18 protein-coding genes and 1 riboswitch are annotated in these 19,129 nt (G+C 63.3%); of the genes, 6 read left to right on the top strand and 12 right to left on the bottom strand.

Annotated elements, in window-relative coordinates:
• Positions 1–334 precede the first annotated feature (334 nt).
• Positions 335–1,903, top strand: a complete 1,569-nt coding sequence (locus BAUR9175_RS12000) for an amino acid permease (RefSeq protein WP_101583896.1) — start codon at positions 335–337, stop codon at positions 1,901–1,903.
• A gap of 201 nt (positions 1,904–2,104) precedes the next feature.
• On the opposite strand, the gene BAUR9175_RS11995 is transcribed toward BAUR9175_RS12000, so the two are convergent.
• From BAUR9175_RS11995 to BAUR9175_RS11980, 4 genes are all read right to left on the bottom strand, one after another.
• Positions 2,105–3,592 (bottom strand): catalase, encoded by a 1,488-nt coding sequence (locus BAUR9175_RS11995; RefSeq protein ID WP_009881556.1) that lies wholly within the window; start codon positions 3,590–3,592, stop codon positions 2,105–2,107.
• 227 nt (positions 3,593–3,819) lie between these two features.
• On the bottom strand, positions 3,820–5,157 hold the full coding sequence (locus BAUR9175_RS11990; protein WP_009881555.1) for a hypothetical protein: 1,338 nt from the start codon (positions 5,155–5,157) through the stop codon (positions 3,820–3,822).
• A 213-nt stretch (positions 5,158–5,370) separates the two neighbouring features.
• A complete protein-coding gene (locus tag BAUR9175_RS11985) occupies positions 5,371–5,886 on the bottom strand; it encodes a HutD family protein (RefSeq protein WP_101557061.1) in 516 nt (171 codons plus the stop codon).
• A gap of 46 nt (positions 5,887–5,932) precedes the next feature.
• Positions 5,933–6,295 (bottom strand): VOC family protein, encoded by a 363-nt coding sequence (locus tag BAUR9175_RS11980; protein WP_009881553.1) that lies wholly within the window; start codon positions 6,293–6,295, stop codon positions 5,933–5,935.
• A 34-nt stretch (positions 6,296–6,329) separates the two neighbouring features.
• Positions 6,330–6,435: riboswitch (TPP riboswitch) on the top strand.
• Between BAUR9175_RS11980 and BAUR9175_RS11975 the strand changes: the two genes are divergently transcribed.
• From BAUR9175_RS11975 to BAUR9175_RS11965, 3 genes are all read left to right on the top strand, one after another.
• On the top strand, positions 6,435–7,145 hold the full coding sequence (locus BAUR9175_RS11975; RefSeq protein ID WP_009881552.1) for a TenA family protein: 711 nt from the start codon (positions 6,435–6,437) through the stop codon (positions 7,143–7,145). (Overlaps the previous riboswitch by 1 nt.)
• 1 nt (position 7,146) lies before the next feature.
• Entirely contained in the window at positions 7,147–7,869 is a 723-nt protein-coding gene (locus BAUR9175_RS11970) for a nucleoside/nucleotide kinase family protein (protein ID WP_180957436.1), read from the top strand.
• Positions 7,870–7,916: 47 nt separating this feature from the next.
• A complete protein-coding gene (locus BAUR9175_RS11965; RefSeq protein ID WP_009881549.1) occupies positions 7,917–9,395 on the top strand; it encodes a phytoene desaturase family protein in 1,479 nt (492 codons plus the stop codon).
• Here the strand turns inward: BAUR9175_RS11965 and BAUR9175_RS11960 are convergent.
• From BAUR9175_RS11960 to BAUR9175_RS11950, 3 genes are all read right to left on the bottom strand, one after another.
• Entirely contained in the window at positions 9,367–10,332 is a 966-nt protein-coding gene (locus tag BAUR9175_RS11960) for a DMT family transporter (RefSeq protein WP_096160376.1), read from the bottom strand. The genes BAUR9175_RS11965 and BAUR9175_RS11960 overlap by 29 nt on opposite strands.
• Before the next feature lie 109 nt (positions 10,333–10,441).
• On the bottom strand, positions 10,442–11,629 hold the full coding sequence (locus BAUR9175_RS11955) for an aminotransferase-like domain-containing protein (RefSeq protein WP_029416536.1): 1,188 nt from the start codon (positions 11,627–11,629) through the stop codon (positions 10,442–10,444).
• Between the two features lie 133 nt (positions 11,630–11,762).
• On the bottom strand, positions 11,763–12,728 hold the full coding sequence (locus BAUR9175_RS11950; protein ID WP_096160377.1) for an EamA family transporter: 966 nt from the start codon (positions 12,726–12,728) through the stop codon (positions 11,763–11,765).
• A gap of 90 nt (positions 12,729–12,818) precedes the next feature.
• Here BAUR9175_RS11950 and BAUR9175_RS11945 point away from each other — a divergent pair, with 90 nt between their 5' ends.
• Complete coding sequence (locus tag BAUR9175_RS11945) at positions 12,819–13,706, top strand: LysR family transcriptional regulator (RefSeq protein ID WP_009881544.1); 888 nt, start codon at positions 12,819–12,821, stop codon at positions 13,704–13,706.
• Between the two features lie 18 nt (positions 13,707–13,724).
• On the opposite strand, the gene BAUR9175_RS11940 is transcribed toward BAUR9175_RS11945, so the two are convergent.
• The 3 genes from BAUR9175_RS11940 to BAUR9175_RS11930 form a co-directional block, all read right to left on the bottom strand.
• Positions 13,725–14,588 carry an HTTM domain-containing protein gene (locus BAUR9175_RS11940; protein ID WP_009881543.1) on the bottom strand — a complete coding sequence of 288 codons (864 nt, stop codon included), beginning with the start codon at positions 14,586–14,588 and terminating at the stop codon, positions 13,725–13,727.
• Positions 14,585–15,130, bottom strand: a complete 546-nt coding sequence (locus tag BAUR9175_RS11935; protein ID WP_009881542.1) for a hypothetical protein — start codon at positions 15,128–15,130, stop codon at positions 14,585–14,587. The genes BAUR9175_RS11940 and BAUR9175_RS11935 overlap by 4 nt, the downstream gene beginning before the upstream one ends.
• A 93-nt stretch (positions 15,131–15,223) precedes the next feature.
• Positions 15,224–16,039: a DUF8083 family protein gene (locus tag BAUR9175_RS11930; RefSeq protein WP_096168568.1), complete on the bottom strand. Its 816-nt coding sequence runs from the start codon at positions 16,037–16,039 to the stop codon at positions 15,224–15,226.
• A 128-nt stretch (positions 16,040–16,167) separates the two neighbouring features.
• Here BAUR9175_RS11930 and BAUR9175_RS11925 point away from each other — a divergent pair, with 128 nt between their 5' ends.
• On the top strand, positions 16,168–16,395 hold the full coding sequence (locus BAUR9175_RS11925; RefSeq protein ID WP_009881540.1) for a DUF3073 domain-containing protein: 228 nt from the start codon (positions 16,168–16,170) through the stop codon (positions 16,393–16,395).
• Positions 16,396–16,514: 119 nt separating this feature from the next.
• On the opposite strand, the gene purM is transcribed toward BAUR9175_RS11925, so the two are convergent.
• Positions 16,515–17,609, bottom strand: coding sequence for a phosphoribosylformylglycinamidine cyclo-ligase (gene purM / locus BAUR9175_RS11920; protein WP_096168569.1), 1,095 nt, complete (start codon positions 17,607–17,609; stop codon positions 16,515–16,517).
• Between the two features lies 1 nt (position 17,610).
• Complete coding sequence (gene purF, locus BAUR9175_RS11915) at positions 17,611–19,092, bottom strand: amidophosphoribosyltransferase (RefSeq protein WP_096168570.1); 1,482 nt, start codon at positions 19,090–19,092, stop codon at positions 17,611–17,613.
• Positions 19,093–19,129 lie beyond the last annotated feature (37 nt).

Raw genomic sequence — 19,129 nt, 5'->3', positions numbered from 1 at the left:
TTCGCTGCAGTGGTGGCTTGGGAAGACTCTCACATTTAAGGTATGCCACCGAACCATTGATACGCAATAGTCCCGGATAAATTGAGGACAGTTCTGTTTTTAGGTCTGCGCAAATACCTATTGACAAACCATTTCCGCGGTGAGAAGCTCAACGACAGAACAGAGTTGTGAACTGCGTCACGCACTAATTTCGTGACTTCCGCATGCGCCGGTTTCGGGGCCTGCGCCGACGGCGGGCCTGATCCCGACGATGCCGATCGGTCAGCGACGACCACTTCGGAACCGCGGACCGAGCCCTCTGGAAACAATCATTTCGAGAAGAACGGTGTTCTCCATGAGCAATGAAGCCGCACCACCCAATGACCCGACACCAGGTCCAGCCCTCAGCGCCGATGAGGCCAGTCTTGCCGAGCTCGGGTACAAACAGGAACTCAAGCGCGGGATGTCGGGTTTCGGCAATTTCGCCGTCTCCTTCTCCATCATCTCGATCCTCGCCGGCTGTATCACCTCCTACAGCATCGCGCTGGGGTCGGGCGGTCCGGCTGCGATCACGATCGGCTGGCCCTTGGTCGGCGTCTTCGTCCTCTGCGTGGCGCTGGCCATGGCCGAGGTCTGCTCGAAGTACCCAACGGCCGGTGGGCTCTATTTCTGGGCCGGTCGCTTAGCCAAACGCAACAAACGGCATTGGGCCTGGTACGTCGGATGGTTCAACTTCCTCGGCGAGGTGGCCGTGACTGCGGCCATCGACTACGGCGCGGCCACGACCATGATGGCCTTCGCGGCGCTGACCTTCGGTGTCGTGCCCACCGCACTCAACACTTTCATCCTGTTCCTCGTCATCATCACTCTGCACGGTCTGCTCAACACCTTTGGGGTCAACCTGGTCAACCTGCTCTCGGGCGTCTCTGCCTGGTGGCATATCGTCGGTGTGCTCATCATCGTCGCTGCCCTGTGGATCATGCCCACGAAGCACCAGTCGTTCAGTTGGACCATGACGGCCTGGCACAACGAAACCGGGTTCACGTTCATGCCCTTCGTCTTCCTCATGGGCCTGCTGATGGCCCAGTACACATACACCGGCTATGACGCTTCGGCCCACGTGGCCGAGGAGACGAAGAACGCCTCGACCGCAGCGCCTAAGGGCATCGTCATGAGCGTGCTGATCTCGATCATCGGCGGTTGGATCCTGCTGTATTCGATCACTGCCGCCATCCAAGACGGTTCCGAGGCAGGGCTGACCGCGCTCAACGCCACCGCCACGGGACTGCCGCCTGCGCAGGTGTTCCTCGATGCTCTGAACAATCCGACGATGGCGAAGTTCCTGCTCTTCATCGTCTGCGGCGCCCAGTTCTTCTGCGGCATGGCATCAGTGACGGCGAACTCGCGGATGAGCTACGCGTTCTCCCGCGATGACGCGATTCCCGGGTCCAAGTACTGGAAGAAGGTCAACCCACGCACCGGAACTCCCACGAACTCGATCTGGCTGTGCATCGTGCTGTCCTCGGTGCTGACGGTGCCTGCGCTGTTCAATGAGACCGCCTACTTGGCGGCGACGAGCGTGGCGGTGATCGGGCTCTACATCGCCTATGTTGCACCTGTGCTGCTGCGCAGACTCAAAGGCGACTCGTTCAAGCCGGGTCCGTGGAACTTAGGCCGCTGGAGCGCGGTCATCGGGTGGGTCGCAGTCGTCTGGGTGATCCTGATCTGCATCCTGTTCGTCCTGCCGCCCACGCTGCCGATCACCATCTCGACGTTCAACTACTCCCCCATCGCGGTCCTCGCGGTGCTCATCATCAGCGTTGTGCTCTGGTACGCCAGGGGCAAGAAGCACTTCATGCAGCACCTCGACAAGGAGCAGCTGGCCATCGACGAGAAGAAGCTGCTCGACGAGATCGACGACTGAGCTCGCGGGGTCAACACCCCGCCCGCACTGTGCCCACAATGTCAGCAACCCTCCGGGCGCTGAGCAACCTTAAGCGGGGTTGCTCAGCGCCCGGAGGGTTGCTGAGTTGTCAAAGAAGGGCGGGCAACGGCATCAGTGCTGGGCTGATGCCGCTGCCGCCAGCCAGATCACGTGGTTTCGCGACTCACGCGGTCTCGCGACTCACTTAGTCTCGGACTTGTACTTGTCCTCGATGGCGCGGCCGACCTCTTCATCGATGTTGCGCCAGTACTGGAAGACGTTGGAGAGCACGGGCTCTTCCACGCCGTCCTTGAGTGCACCGACGACGGTTTCGATGAGACCCTGACGCTCCTCTTCGGAGTAGACCTCGCGGATCAGTGTGTGTGCCTGACCGAAGTCGTCGTCTTCTGCGTGCAGAGTGGCGGCACTGCGGACCAGCTCACCATCGGACTCCCACCGCGCTTCGACCTGAGTCTCCTCGGCTTGGTACGGACGGCCGTAGGAGTTGGGCGCATAGTTCGGGGCATCACCTGAATGGTGGTACTCCATCTGACCTTCCTTGTCATAGGAATTGGTCTTCGTGATGGGAGCGTTGACCGGCAGCTGGTTGAAGTTGGTGCCGATGCGGTTGCGCTGCGCATCCGGGTAGGAGAAGACGCGGCCCATGAGCATCTTGTCGGGCGAGATTCCGGTGCCCGGCACGGTGTTCGAGGGGCTGAATGCGGCCTGCTCGATCTGCGCGAAGTGGTTCGACGGGTTCTTGTTGAGCGTGAACTTGCCGATCTCCATGAGCGGGTAGTCCTTCTTCGACCAGGTCTTCGTCAGATCGAAGGGATTGAACCGGTAGGTCTTGGCCTCTTCATACGGCATGATCTGAACGCTGACGGTCCATGACGGGTAGTCGCCGCGCTCAATCGCGTCGAACAGGTCGCGACGGTGCATGTCCGCGTCCTCGCCGGCCATCCGTCCGGCTTCCTCGTTGGTCATGTTCTCCACGCCCTGGTCGGTGTGGAAGTGGTACTGGACCCAGAACCGTTCGCCGGCTTGATTGGCCCACATGTAGGTGTGCGAGGAGTAGCCATTCATGTTGCGCCAGGTCTTGGGCAGGCCACGCGGTCCCATCAGGTAGGTGACCTGGTGTGCCGATTCCGGCGAAAGCGACCAGAAGTCCCACTGCATGTTGTTACTGCGCAGTCCCGAATCGGGGGTGCGCTTCTGCGAGTGGATGAAGTCGGGGAACTTCATGGGATCGCGGACGAAGAACACGGGGGTGTTGTTGCCCACCATGTCGAAGTTTCCGTCTTCGGTGTAGAACTTGAGTGCGAATCCGCGCACGTCGCGCCAGGAGTCGGGTGAGCCCAGCTCACCGGCGACGGTGGAGAACCGTGCGAGCATCGGTGTCTTCGTGCCCTTCTGCAGGAACTTCGCCCGGGTGTAGGCGGAGACGTCTGCAGTGATCTCGAGTTCGCCGAAGGCGCCGGATCCCTTGGCATGGGGGCTGCGCTCGGGAACGCGTTCGCGGTCGAACCGAGCCAGCTTCTCAACGAGTGCAACATCGTGGAGGAGGAGCGGGCCGTCTGCTCCGACACTCAGCGAGTGCGCGTCGGACTCTCGTGGGGCACCCGATTCGGTCGTCGAGGGCTTCGTGCCGTCGAATCCTGGATGTTCATGATCAGCGTGTTTAGTCATTGCTTCTCCTTCAACCGATTGAGCGACGGGGAGTCATTCTTCCCGGTCCACTTCATCCATCATAGGACGAACATCGCTCGCCTGTATGCGATGAAGCGAAGGCCGATCACGGCTCCCCTGATATCGAGTTCCTGGCAGCGTGCAGAAGACTGGCGCAACCGATTTCCACGCTATCCAGGTTCCTTACTCGGTACAACCAAGGCCACCCTGCTCAATATTCCTGACCCTCAACCTGCGGCAGTCGCGGCGCTTCCACCGCCTGCAGAGCTCGAGCCGGAACCGCTGCCCACACCGTCACCAGAGCCTCCGCTGGAGCTGGATCCTCCACTCGAGCTGCCGGAGCCAGAGCTTCCTGCTTCACCCTGCGAGCCGGAACTCGAGCTCCCGTCCGTCGAGGTTGCGCCCCCGCCCGAGGTGTCCGCTCCGGCACTGCTGGATCCGCTTGAATCGCTGGCGGCTCCTGCGGTGTCGTCGCCGGTGGTTGTGGATGAACTGGCATCGGTGCCCTGGTCGGTCCCCGTCTGATCTGCAGTCGAGGAGGTGGTGGAGCTGCCCTCGTTCGCCGAGGTGGACTGTCCTTCACTCGTCGACGGGCTCTCGGCTCCGCTGCCCTGATTCGGGTTCTGTCCGGGCTGGGAATCGTCCCCGGAGGAACTGGATTCGGCAGTGCCGCCGCCGTCTTGCGATGTCTCGGAGTCATCACCGGTGCCGGAATCTCCGGTCACTGATCGTGAGATCTGTGAGGTGCCGGGCGAGATGTCGGCGTCGGTGAACGATTCGGCCATGACTACGGCACCCAGGCCGATTCCGAATGTCGCCACCCCGATAGCCACCGGGTAGAGGACGCGTTTACGGCGCAGCTTCTGCCACCACGTCTTCGGTTCCTCGTTGGCCGCCTCGGTGGCATCGGGCGATGGGTGCTGCGCTGACGGAACGTCGACGGTCGTGGCTGCGTCCGCCTCGTCGCTCAGGCTCCCGAAGGTGCTGGTGGCGTGGGATCGCTGAGTCTTGGCACCGAGTGACTTCGCCTTCACTGCCGGAGCGAGCTTCGTGCCGACTTCTTTGATCTTCTCTTTGCCCTTGTCGAGGCTGCTGGTGTAGAGCGTCACCGCGAGTCCGGTGATGATGCTCGCGACCCCTGCACCGACGACCGTTCCGGCCACGCCCAGCTGCCCGCCGATGACCGAGGAGGTGGCGGCGGCTGCGGCACCGGCGACGAGCTGGGTCGCCGAGACCCTGCTCTCGCTCTTCTCCTTCTTCTCGCCGTCGTCGCCCTTCGCATTCTCGGCAACGTCATCCTTCGCTGTCGATTCACCGACTGCAGTGGTGTTCTCCTGCATCATCCGAGTCGCCGACCCTGCTGATACCGGCTGCTCTTCGCGTCGGATCGGATTCGGCGGCATCACCGGTGTGCTCACGTGCGAGCTCGGCGTCGGTGTCGACTGGGTGTTCCTGGCGTGTGTGGCGGCGAGTTCTTCGGTGATCAGAGGCAGGGTCTGAGACGCCTGCGCGGCCGCTGTGCATTCTTGCTCATTCAGTCTGCCTGACTCATTCTGATTCGACACCAAAATACCTCCGATGACTGGTCCCTGAGTTCAGTATCGCCCGTCCATTTTCGGAGTTCCTGACCCACCCCCTCAGAAGCTGGGACAACACTGTGAGAAGGCAGCGCCTCCGTGGCTGTTGACCTGCGATGATACCGACCTGTGTGACGCACAGGACAGGCGCTTTGCAGGATATTCGCAGGTCCAAAACGGGCGCCCACGACGCCCCGTTTTTCAGTGCAGAATGGCCACGCCGAGGTGGCCCGGAAGTACGTTCGTCTGCTCGAGTTCCAGCAGCTGGAATTTCGGGTATCCGGGGCCCGATTCCAAGGTGACTGCGAACAGCGCCGAACCGGTGAATTGTGTCATCATCTGTAGGGCATTTTGCTCCGAGGTGGCCTGGTCATCCGTCTCGACCATGAGGTTGAGCGCGAAGCACGGCTCTTCCAGACTGCTGAGGGAGACGTTCTGCTCCCCACGGAATTTCACCGGCGCTGCCGGCGTCACTGAGTGCACCTGTCCATCGATCTCAAGGGCCACCTCGGCGCCGATGGGGAGGAAGGTCCGCGCCAAGCCCGGCAGCGGCGAGAACGCAGCCGGACGGTCCAATCGCGCAATGCTCAGGCGCCAGCGTCGAAGGTTCGGGGTCAGAGCCTGGGACTGGATGAGTGAGACGAGCTCGGTCGTCTCCCCTGCCCCATTGGCCCACGGAACCGGTTCGAGGTCGTCGAAAGAGGTGATCACGTGCATGTGATCACTCTAGTCTCGACTCAGCTCGAGGCTGCTGGTGAGAACGTCAGTTCAGGACGAGACAGAACGGATGGCCTGCCGGGTCGAGGAAGACGCGGAAGGTGTCCCCCGGCTGGTCGACGGCTTTCCCTGCACCGAGTTCGACCACGGCAGCCTCGGCGACGTCGAGGTCATCGACGACGACATCGATGTGCATCTGCTGCGGGTGGGACTGCCCCGGCCAGCTGGGTGCGTGGTAGTCCTCAACCTGCTGGAAGCAGATCGGGGGCCAGGATTCGGATGTGATCTCTGCCCAGGTGCCATCGTCATCGACTCTGACCTGCCAGTCGAGGAGTTTTCCGTAGAATTCCGCGAGTTCACCGGCGTCGGGAGCATCGATGACGATGACGGGCTGCTTTGCGATAGCCATGGTCGTGAGTCTACGCGCCGCCGATGCTAGGCTCGAAACACCACAGGGGAGCGCCAGAAGACTGACGCTGAGAGTGCGCAAGCAGACCCTTCGAACCTGATCCGGTAAGCACCGGCGGAGGAAGTGAGGAGTGACACCGATGAGCGATGTCGACACGAAACACACGATCAGCAGCATTCGGCTGACCCCAGGAGGGCCTGTTGCGGCGCTGAGAGCGGAGGCGTCTTCCGCTTGGGAGGCCGCGGTCGGGCATAGATTCGTCACCGAACTGTTTGCCGGCACGGTCGACGACTCCGTGATGAGGAAGTACCTGATCCAGGATTACCAGTTCTTCGAATCGTTTCTCTCGATGCTCGGCGCATGCGTTGCCTATGGCGATGCCGTAGGGCCGAAGCTGCGGTTTGCCAAACAGCTCGGGTTCCTCGAAGCCGACGAGGATTCGTATTTCCTCACGGCCTTCGCCGAGGTGGGTGTCCCTGCCACCGACTACGCTGACCCCCAGCTGACTGGGCCGACTGAGGGCTTCCGTGACCTCATGTACGAAGCCGTCGACTCGGCGTCCTACGCGGACCTGCTGGTCGTGCTCGTCATCGCCGAATGGCTCTACCTCGATTGGGGCGAGCGCTCGGAACCGATGCCTGTACGCCGAGTCCATTCCGGGTGGATCGAATTGCACCGTGGTGAGGATTTCCGGGCGTGGGTGCAGTTCCTCATCGACGAACTCGAGCGAGTCTTCCCCACTGGCGAGGACGCGGAATCCGCCGCGGTGCGAGACAGGTTGTCGCGCATCTGGCACCGAGCGGTCGAATTGGAGTTGGCCTTCTTCGATGAGGCGTATGTGCAGGGGTGAGATGCCGAACACCAACGGAGACGGCACTCGCGCCGCAGTGCTCTGCCGACTGCTCTCGCAAGTGCGAGAGTCCGCTGCCGGTGGGCGCAGCCTCGTGGCCATTGACGGCCTCGATGGAGCGGGCAAGAGCGTCCTCGCCGAGGAATTGGTCCAACTGGCAGCCCAGGACGGGCTTCGCCCGGTTGCGTCGCTGAGCATCGACGGATTCCACCATCCCCGCTCGGTCAGATACACCAATGGTCGTGGGCCCGATTCCTTCTACCGGGACTCTTATGACTACGAAGCCTTCATCCGATCCGTCGTCATTCCGTTCAAACAGGGAGCATCGGTGGTTCCATCGTTCTGGGATGTTGATGCCGACGTGACCGTTTTACCCGCACAGCTCGACCTGCCGCAGAACTGTGTCCTCCTCGTGGATGGGATCTTTCTCCACCGGCCCGAACTTCGCGATCTGTGGGATGCGAGCGTGTGGGTGCAGGTTCCTTTTACGGTCTCAGTACCCCGGGGAAACGAACGAATCCCCGGCACATATGATTCGGACCCCGAGTCACAGTCCAACCATCGTTATGTCGGCGGCCAGCGTCTCTATCTCGCAGAATGCTCGCCGTGGAAGTCGGCAACGTGGATTTTCGACAACGAAGATCTCGAGCTCCCCACCCTGCGGCGACTCTCTGAGGAGTCAGCGGGGAACCCAAGGACCGAGAACACAGTTGCCGAGGACTAGGAGACAGCCAACCAAAGCGTGTCAGTCCCCTCCCCTAGACTGAGCCCATGAGCAATGCTGAGGTAGATGCCGTTGTCGTCGGATCCGGGCCCAATGGCATGGCCGCCGCGGTCACCATGGCTCGGGCGGGCCTGTCCGTGCAGGTGTATGAGGCCCAGTCGACCATCGGCGGCGGCGCCCGCACCCTTGACCTGGGACTGGCCCCCGGCATCACCCATGACATCTGCTCGGCCGTGCACCCGCTGGCGATCTCGAGCCCGTTCTTCGTCGACTTCGACCTGCGCGCCCGGGGCCTCGAGTTCACCACCCCCGAGGTCTCCTACGCTCAACCGCTCGACAATCAGCCAGCCGCGCTGGCCTTCCACGATCTCGAGACCACGGTCGACCACCTCGGCGCGGCCGGTCCCGAATGGCGGCGTTTCTTCGCCCCACTGCTCGAGCGCGTCGATGATGCGATCTGGCTGTCGCTGGGCGACAAGCGCTCCATCCCGGAGACGCTGCGCGACGTTCCCGGTATCGCCAATGTGGTGAAGTTCGGGCTGCGGCTGCTGACCCAGGCCAGCCCGGCCTGGAACATTCCGCTGTCCCATGAGACGTCTCAATCCCTGTTCACCGGTGTCGCCGCCCACGCGATCGGCGGGCTGCCATCCATGGGCACAGCCGCCACGGCCACAATGCTCTCGACCATTGCCCACGCCGGCGGCTGGCCCTCCCCTGTCGGCGGTTCGCAGGCGATCATCGATGCCATGGTCGCCGACCTCGAAGCACACGGCGGTTCGGTGACGACGAATGCGCGCATCGATCACGTCTCCGATATGCCGGCGGCTCGCGCGTACCTCCTCGACACCTCGGCGCTCAATGCCGCACAGATCTTCTCCGGTCTCATCCCGGCCAAGGTCGACAGGTCGCTGCGCAGCTTCAAGCAGGGCAACGCCGCGGCCAAGGTCGACTTCGTCCTAAACGGACCCGTGCCCTGGGCCGATCCCAACATCAACCGGGCCGGCACCATCCACGTCGGTGGTACCCGGGCGCAGATGGCCGCCGCCGAGGCGGACGTGATCGCCGGACGCATGCCCGCTCACCCGGTCAGCCTGGTCTCCGACCCCACAGTGTTCGACCCATCGCGCGAGGTGGGCGGCCTGCGCCCATTGTGGACGTATGCTCATGTCCCCTTCGACTGCCCTCTCGATCCGGCCCAGTACATCATCGATCAGATCGAACGCTTCGCCCCCGGTTTCCGCGACACCATCGTCACGTACAACTCGATTCCCGCATCAGAGATGGCCGGGCACAACCAGAACTACATCGGCGGCGACATCGCCACCGGGCTCGTCTCCTTCTACCGGATGATGGCCCGCCCACGCACCAGCTGGGACAACTACGGCCTCGGCGTCCCCGGTGCCTACCTGTGTTCGGCCGCGACCCCACCCGCACCCGGCGTGCACGGCATGAACGGCTGGTTCGCGGCTCAGCGAGCGCTGAAGACGCAGTTCGGCATCACCGAGGCCCCGAGCCTGGCTCCCTGAGGATCTGCCGTCGGCGGCGCGAATGCCTCCGCCACACACCATTGGCCACAGCGACCGCCACGACGACGAGGCCGGCACCAAGTGCCTGGCCCACGGTGAGCTGCTCGCCGAGGATCAGCGCCGCGAGGACGAGGGCGAGCACGGGTTGGATGAGCAGCAGGCTCGCCGTCATCGACGGCACCAGCCGGACGCTTCCCCGATTGATGAGCAGCCAGGCCACCACCTGCCCCAGCAGGGCCAGAGCGATGAGGTACATCCACGCGCTTGGGCCGATCCCGGTGAGATGGAGGCCGCCGGTGAACTGGGCGATGACCGCCGATGTCACCGCCGCCGAGGCTGTCGCCCAGGCCAACGGCTGAATCGTTCCCTCGGCCTTGCGCCTCGTCCCTCGTCGGGTGAGGAACATGTACACGCCGTATCCGATCCCGGCGATGAGGGCGAGAACTGTGCCGAGTACGGCGTTGTCCCCCACCTCGGCCAGGGTCACGATCCCGCCCACCAGGCCGACGCCGATGAGCATCAACGGCAGGGAGATGAGGAACCGAACACTCACACGCTCACGGTCGATGATCAGAGCCAGCAGCGGGAGAACGATGACCTGGACGTTGACGAGCACGGTCGCAACGCCGGCACCCACGAGGTAGATCGACGCCGTCCACGCAATGTAGTCGATGCCCAGCGCAACTCCGGCCGCAACCGCCCAGAGGATGCCCGATCGCGAAAGACCGCCGTGACGCCGACGTTCAAGAAGCGCCAACGGGATGAGTGCAATGACGGCGATCGCGCACCGCAGCACGGCGGTCGTCGCCGCATCCACGCCCGCGAGCTTGACTAGGATCGCTGAGATCGACAGGCACAGCGCACCCGCGAGCACCGCCGAAGCGGCGAGTGCTGTGGGTGCCTCCGGCGCTGGAGCGACCCTGGGTTTGACGGTCATATGCTGACCGTATGCCCGCGGCTGCGATTTGGCACTACCTCAGCCGCGTTTCGTCGGCTACCCGCGTTCGCCCCCGGTCCGGCTCGGTGACGATCGTTGATGATCTCGCTCAGATGTGCTCGCGGAGTATCCCGCCCAGCCGGGTGAGGGCATCGACCATCTCCTCGTCAGACTGACCCGAGTAACTGAACCGGGCATAGTTGCTGCGTTGTTCGGCCGGGAAGAACGATCCTCCGGGCACGTAGGCGACTCCGGCTTCGGGCAGGGCATGTTCGGCCATGAACGCCTCCGCATCGAAGCCTTCGGGGAAGGTCACCCAGGTGAAAAGCCCGCCTTCAGGAGTGGTCACAGCCACCTCGGCGGGGAAATGCTCGGCCATCGACGAGAGCATGAGATCGCGCTTGGCGCGGTAGACGGCACGGGCGCGTTCAATGTGGGCGTCGATGTCGAAGGACTCTAAGAACCTGGTCGTGGCGGTCATGTTCAGGGTCGACGACTGCGTGTCGGCAGCGAGCTTGAGCAGGCCCAGTTTGTCGAGGATCTCCGGTGCCGCGCTCACCCACCCCAGGCGCACGCCTGGGGCGAGGATCTTGGAGAAACTGCCGAGGTGGATGACCCGGTTCTCCGTGTCCAGCGAGCGCAGCGTCGGCAGCTGCTGACCTTCGAACCGGAGTTCGCGGTAGGGCGAATCCTCGAGGATGAGGACGTCGTATTCGTTGGCTAGCTCGATCAGGCGTCGGCGCCGCTCGAGGCTGAGCGTGACTCCCGTCGGATTCTGGAAGTCGGGGATGACGTAGATGAACTTGACGTTCTCCGTTGACCGCAATGTTGCTTCGAGGGCGTCGACGTCCATGCCTTCGGAGTCCATGTCGACGGCGGCGTACTCGGGCTGGCAGGGGTTAAAGGCGATGAGGGCACCGAGGAACGTCGGGTTCTCCGTGACGATGACGTCGCCGGGATTGATGAGGAGTTTCGCCACGAGGTCGAGCCCCTGCTGGGCTCCCTGCAGGACGAGCACGTCGTCGGCATCGGTTGCCGCACCCTGGTTCGACATGCGCTTGGCGATCTGCGCGCGCAGTCCAGGCAGCCCCACAGAGGCGGTGTATTGGAGAGCCGTCGCGCCTTCGTTTGCGAGGACGTCGGCGAAGACCTGCTGGAGTTCTGCGACGGGGAACAGACTCGGATCCGGGTAGCCACCGCCGAATGACGTGATCGCAGGGTCATCACCGTATTTCAGCAGCTCACGGATGGCGGACGGCTGGACCCGAGCGATGCGATCGGCGAACTTCGATGACACTTCTTCTCCCTTGAGAACTGACTGCGAGCATCCGGTCGTCGTGATTGGCTCCCGCGACTCACAGGTGGTGGTGAGGTGATCGTAGCGCCGAAACATTCGCACGGTGAACGGTGTCCGTTTGGCGGTTCACCGGTCAGCACGTCCCCGCGGGGACGTCGGGGCTGGGCTCGTCGACGTCGGCCACGTCTTCGGCGTCTGCAGGAACCACCTCGGCGAGAATCTTCGGTCCCTTCGCAGCCCGCATCCCCGCGCCGAGGACGCCGATGATGACGAGCGCCGCCCCGCACAGCTCACCGAACGACACTGTCTCGCCGAGGAAGAACCAGGCGGCACTCATGCCCACGATCGGCACCAGCATCGAGAACGGAGCAACGACTCCGGCAGGATTGCGCGACATCAACCATGACCAGATGCCGGAACCGAGGATTGTGGCGATGACAACCGTGTAGACGAGGCCAGCGATGCCCAACCAACCGGTCGGGGTCAGCAGCGTCGTCAGAGAGTGGCCGATCGTGCTCGGGCCCTCGACGAAGAGGGAGAGGATGAGCATCGGCACCGGCGGGATGACGGACATCCACATCGTGAATTTCACCGGCTCGACCGAGTGGGCCTGTCGGTTGCAGATGTTGCCGATCGCCCAGCCCAGGCCACCGGCGAGGGTGAGGAGGAACGGTAGGAAGCTCGCGCTCGAATCGAGGCGCTGCCAGCCGACGACACCCAGACCGGCCATGGCCACGATGAGGAATGCCATCTGCGATCCCCGGACCCGCTCGCGCAGGAACGTCATTCCCAGCAGCACCGTGAACGGCCCCGAGGCCTGAAGCACGAGGGAAGCAAGTCCTGCCGGCATACCCGCCGCCATCGCCCAATAGAGGAAGAGGAACTGCAGGAGGCCGAATCCGAGTCCATAGCCCACGATCCACCGGAACTTCACGTCCGGCTTCGGGATGAAGAGCAGAGCGGGTAGCGCGAGCACGGCGAAGCGCAGGGCGACGAGGAAGAAGGGCGGGAACTGATCGAGGGAGAGATCGATTGCGAGGAAATTCAGTCCCCACATGACAGCCACCGAGGCGGCGAGAAGACAGTGCTTGAACGACATGACTCCATTGTTCTGCGCACTGACAGTTAACACAATCGAATTATTCTACACAGACCTTGTAGCTGAACTTCATTCTTGTAGCATGGGCGCATGGATCCCCGGCACCTCGAGCTGCTGCGCCAACTCGACGAACGCGGAAGCGTCACGGCTGTCGCCGAAGCCACGTTTCGCACGCCTTCAGCGGTGTCCCAGCAGCTCAAGCAGGCAACCAGGGAGGTCGGACATCGTCTCGTCGAACCTGCCGGTCGCAGTCTCAAACTCACGCCTGCCGGGCGACTCCTGGCTGCCGGAGGGCAGGACGTGGCCTCGGCACTTGCCCGCGTGGAAGCGGACTGGGAGGACTACCTCGGCGAGGCCTCCGGGGAAGTCCGGATTGCCGGATTGCCCAGCGCACTGACCTACTTGGTGCCCCCTGCGCTCCGGCAGCTGCGAGAGACGAGCCCGAAGATCACCCTGCGCACCGTCGACGTGGACCTGGCCGAACACGAGTTCGCGGGCCTGACCTCCGACGTCGACATCGTCGTCGCCCACAGCCTCATCTCCGAACGACCCGCGGGGACCAACGGGCTGAGCGTCGAGTCCCTGGCGACCGAACCCATCGACGTCGCGGTCGCAGATTCCCACCCACTGGCAGGTCGGGATGAGCTCACGCCTGCTGACCTCGTCGACGTTCAGTGGATCAGTGTGCCCCACGGTTTCCCCTTCGCCACGATTCTGACGTCGATAGAACATGTCACCGGACGCGAGCTCGAGGTCACTCAGCGCATCCGGGACAACCGACTCATCGAGGCGATCGTGTCCTCGAGTGACCAAGTCGCCCTGCTGCCGCGATTCACGACCCCGAAGGGCGCCGGGCTCACGCTTCTCCCGTTGAAGGGGGTAGCGACCACGCGGTGGGTTGTGGCGGTCATGGCCCCCGACACCGCCGAACGCGCAGCCGTCAAACGTGTCCTCGACGCCCTGCGGCAAGACACTTAGCGCGTCACTGGGGACCGGTCAGCGAGTCGCTGCGAACCGCTTCGGCACGAGCTTCTCCAGGGGCAGGAACGCCGCCCAGCAGATGACGGTCGGGAGGAAGTGGATGCCCAGGGCGATGTAGGTCATGAGGTGGAAGAGCATGAAGAAGATGACGGCACCGTAGAGCCACTTGCCCTTGAAGAACAGCACGATCGGCGAGAGGAACTCGAAGACGAGAGTTGCCCACTGCCCGGCGATGAGAAGACCCGGCATCTCGAGGAACGGCTTCGACCATTCGGCACCGCGGCGCATCAGCGCCCAGATGATCACAGCCCCGTTGGCCCAGTGGGTGATGTTGCCCGAGGCGATCCACTTCATCACCACCGAGTAGAAGTAGGTGAGGACGACGGAGATCTGCACGACCCGCAGTGCCCACCCTGCCTTCGCCGAGGTGGCTCCCACATCGCGGAACCGTGCGATTCCGACCGTCGGCAGCACCACGACGGCGATGACGAGTGCCATGTGGTCGTGGGCGACGTAGCCGTAGCCCTGCGTGTAGAACATCCACAGCCCGAAGGTGATCGCCACGGCCCAGCCGCTGATGCGTTGGAGGATTCCGGCGGCCGCCAGCAGTGAGAAGACGATGATCGCGGCCAACAGAATCTGTGCGCCGAGGACGCTGACGGGTGGGATGTGGAGGAATCTGGCCAGCCACAGGGGCTGATAGAGCTCGGGAGTCCAGCCGTGCGGGATGACGTCGGCGGAGATGGTGAGCACGTCGATGATGACGAAGATGTAGACGATGACGCGGAATACCGCGACCCGAGCCAGCGGGAGCTGGGGCGTGAACCAGGCGATGACACGGTTGCCGGCTTTCACCTCGGCGGTGGTGGAATTGCTCACTGCACCTCCCAGGTCGCCAGGATCTTGTGTTCGGGTTCGCCGACGCTGCGGCCGTTCTCCAGCTGAGTCACGGTGCGGCAGAGGATCATCTCCTCCGGCTTCGGCTCATTCGGGTGCAGGCGTTCAAAGGAGTCGGCCATGGTCTGCATCAGCTCGGGGTTGGCGATGACCCGGTCGAGCTGGGATTCGATGTCGCCGCGTTCGATCCCGACGGTGTCCGTGTTGAAGCCGAGCCGGCGTGGTTCGTCCTCGCCGGGGAACTGCGCTTCGATACAGGTCGAGTTCACGGTGCCGTTGAGGTCCTTGGCGGTCGCGTACTGGGTGAGTGACCCGAGCGGGAAGAAGTCGTTGGTGTTGAGGAACTGTCCGCAGGTGAGGATGATCAGGGCCACCGCGGTCGCGCCGAGGCGCCAGGTGATCGACCAGGTCGACATCGGCTTCGGCTTCGTGGCGGTCGCTGCCCTGTCTGCAGGCCCTGGCTCGCCGGCCGTGTCCGATGGCGGCTTCCTGTTCGTCAGGAGTCGACGCTTCTTCTCATCCATGCGCTGTGTGGTTCATTCTCTCGACGCCGCGGGTACGCAGACTATCGTAGCGGCCACTCACGTACCGGCGACTCAGGAGTTGAACGGCTCAGCTCAGGAGCTGCGGGCGTAGAGATTGAGCTGCTCCCACATCGCCGCGTACTTCTGGAAGGAGGCGACCGCGGTTTCGGGGTCGTCATTAGACAGCGCGGTCACCCACGAATCGACGAGCTCCGGTGCCTCATTGGGCCAGAGCACATCGCTCATCCCACCAAGATCGAGTTCGAGCACGGAGTTCATATCGAAGCCGTCGACCCACTGCGCCAAGATCGAGGTCTGTTCGACCATGTCCACGACCTTGGACTTGTCGGCCACGGTCTCCGCCGCCCATTCCATCCTCGCCGAGGCGGCCAGAATGTCCGTACGAATGAGCACTCTCAGCCCGGCATCAGTTTCGTTCGTAATGATCTGGTCTTCGCTCAGAGAGAAGAACAGCCACCATGACGGCGGCACGTCCCAGGCCGAGACTCGGGTGAAGACCCGAGTGTCCTTGGCATCCTGGAGCCACTCGGCGCGACGGCTGGCAGCCCTCCTGCGTGCGGACTTCGGAGCGATGATGTCCAGCGTCGCCTTCGAGGTGTGCTCGCTCAGCGACTCGAGTGCCTCCCACCCGCGAATGTCCTCTTGAGCGGGGCAGTAGCGGTCCACTCCGTCCGAGGTCTGAGACGCTGGAAGGAAGATCGGAGTGTTGCGAAACGATTCGGCTACAGGGCTCGGCGGCAGTGAGATCAAGCGCTGATCGGCATCGGCGGAGACCAGCTCCTCGACCCGGGTACGGTTGTCTTCCACCTGGTCGTCTTGCAATGCGGAATGAACCACGGTGGGTTCGAAGATTCGCAGAGTGACGACATAATCGCGACTGTAGGACATGCCTTCAGCCTATCCAAGGTCGGGCTTCAAAATGGAACTTCCCAGTACGAACAGGTAGGATTTAAGCGCATAGCAGAGATCTAGTCCGGGGCGCTTCGCCCCACATGACGACGGAGGGGGTCACGCCAGTGGGTCGCGGCCGCGCAAAGGCAAAGCAGATCAAGGTTGCCCGGAAGCTGAAATATTACAGCCCGGACACCGACCTGAATAGACTCCAGCAGGAACTGGGTTCCGAGTCGCAGGCGTCCGGTTCGTCAGATCCGTACGACAACGAGCCGGACTATTCGGATTACGCCGACAAGTACAACGTCGACGATGACGACGAAGAAGACGACTATACACAGCGCGAATCTTGACCGATCAGCACTGATGTGATCGACGCTCAGAGAACCTGAGCATCGGATTCGCTCAAGCAAGAAGGCGGAGACTTCGGTCTCCGCCTTCTGCTTTGCCCGAACGCTTTCGTCCGCCAGCCTCAGCCGAGGATGGCGGCTCCGCCGTCGACGCCCTTGGCGCCCTGAACGTAGTCGAGTTCCGAGGCCAGTGCACCGTCGTCGACGCTGACGTCGCCGAGGACCCACGAGCCCGGGCTGGCGGCGAGCACACTGTCGACGGAGTCAGCAGAGGTCACGAGGACCATTCCGACGCCGAGGTTCCAGGTCCGCTCGCGGTCATCCTGCGGGACTCCGCCGAGATCACCGAGGGTCGAGAATACAGGCGGGATCTCCCATGAGGACCGCGACATCTTCGCCACGAGGCCCTTGGGCAGCACGCGCGCCACATTGGCCGAGAGTCCCCCGCCGGTGACATGCGAGACCGCATGCACAGCATCGGGCAGAGCCGAGAACAGGGCATTGAGCTCACCGGTGTAGACATGAGTGGGAACGAGGAGTTCCTCACCCAGGGTGCGACCGAATTCGGGGACATTGCGATCAAGACCCCAGCCCGCCTCGACGATGATGTGCCTGACCAGGGAGTAGCCGTTGGAATGGATGCCCGAGGACGGCAGTCCGATGAGCACGTCACCGGCCGAGACCTTCTCCGGCCCCAGCAGCTTGGACGCATCGACGACACCGGTGGCGGCACCGGCGACATCGTATTCGTCGACGCCGAGCAGACCCGGGTGCTCTGCGGTCTCTCCCCCGACGAGGGCGACATCGGCACTGGCACACGCCTCGGCGATGCCCCGGACGATATCGGCGATACGCTCGGCCACGACCTTGCCGCAGGCGATGTAGTCGGTCATGAACAACGGCTTGGCACCGCACACGATGATGTCATCGACGACCATTCCCACCAGGTCGTATCCGATGGTGTCGTGCTTGTCGAGAGCCTGCGCGATGGCTACCTTCGTGCCCACGCCGTCGGTCGACGAGGCCAGCAGCGGGCGCTCGTAGTCCTTGAGTACGGAGACGTCGAAGAGTCCGGCGAAACCGCCCACCTCGCCGACGACGTTCGCGTTGTGTGTGGCCGCAACCGCGGACTTCATCATTTCGACGGCGCGGTCACCGGCCTCGACGTCGACGCCGGCGGCGGCATAGGTGGTGGACTTAGCTGGATCGGTGCTCAACTCAACATCCTTTTTCGGCGGGGGTGTTGTTGACAGGTATCGGGTATTCGCCCGAGAAGCAGGCGGTGCACAGCTGGCTGCGCTTCTGCTGGGTGGCCTCGACCATCCCGTCGAGGGAGATGTATCCCAGGGAATCGGCGCCGAGGTTGTCGCGGATCTCGTCCATGTTCAGACCGTTGGCGATGAGCTCGGCCCGGGTCGCGAAGTCGATGCCGTAGAAGCAGGGCCACTTGACCGGCGGGGAGGAGATGCGCACGTGGATCTCCTTCGCACCAGCCTCACGCAGCATCCGTACGAGCGCACGCTGGGTGTTGCCGCGCACGATCGAGTCATCGACGACGACGAGGCGTTTGCCCTCGATGTTCTCACGCAGAGGATTGAGTTTGAGGCGGATGCCGCGCTGACGCAGAGTGTCCGAGGGTTGGATGAAGGTGCGGCCGACATAGGCGTTCTTCATCAGCCCCTGTCCGAAGGGGATGCCGGACTGTTCGGCATAGCCGACGGCCGCCGGAGTCCCCGATTCCGGGGTGGCGATGACGAGGTCGGCGTCGACGGGGAATTCGTCAGCGAGCTGACGGCCCATCTGAGTTCTGGCCGCATGCACGGTCTTGCCGTTGAGCACACTGTCGGGCCGAGCCAGATACACGTATTCGAAGACGCAGCGGGCCTGGTCCTGTTCGGCGAAGCGGAAGGAACGCAGACCGTCCTCGTCGATGGCGATGAGTTCGCCGGGTTCGACATCACGGACGAAGGAAGCACCGACGATGTCGAGGGCCGAGGTCTCGGAGGCAACGACCCAGCCGTTCTCCATCCGACCCAGCGACAGCGGCCGCACACCGTGACGATCGCGGGCCGCATAGAGCGTGTTCTCGTCCATGAAGGCCAGTGAGAACGCACCTTCGACCTTGGGCAGAAGGTTGAGCGCAGCCTCGGTGAGGTTCTCGCCCTCTTCCGTGGCGAAGAGCTCGGTGACCAGCGAAGTGTCATTGGAGGAGTCGCGGAAGGGCCGGGTGCGGCTGACCTTCTTCGTCGCGTCCTTGACGACCTGATCGGCGTCATCACGACGACCATCGGCCATCGCCTCGAGCTCATCGAAGTTCGTCAGGTTGCCGTTGTGCGCCAATGCCACAGTCCCGAACGGGGTGGGTCCCAGCGTCGGCTGTGCGTTCTCGAACGAGGGTGAGCCCGTCGTCGAGTAGCGCGTATGCCCGAGCGCGATGTGCCCCTGCAGAAGTTCGAGATCCCGCTCATGGAAGACCTGCGAGACCAGGCCCATGTCGCGGTAGATCAGGATCTGCTTGCCGTTGCTGGCAGCGATACCCGCGGACTCCTGTCCACGATGCTGCAGAGCGTAGAGCCCGAAGTAGGTGAGTTTGGCGATTTCCTCGCCTGGCGCCCAGACTCCGAATACTCCGCAAGCATCCTGAGGTCCGCGGTCCAGGGGGTCAATTTCGTGCGTTAGTTGCCCGTCTCCTCTTGCCACGTGAAAGATTGTCTCACATGACTGAGCCCACCTTCAC

The organism is Brevibacterium aurantiacum, from assembly GCF_900169065.1.
GTDB classification, from domain to species: domain Bacteria; phylum Actinomycetota; class Actinomycetes; order Actinomycetales; family Brevibacteriaceae; genus Brevibacterium; species Brevibacterium aurantiacum.
The sequence above is the reverse complement of the archived record's forward strand: the minus strand, read 5'-3'. Positions and strand labels throughout refer to the sequence as shown.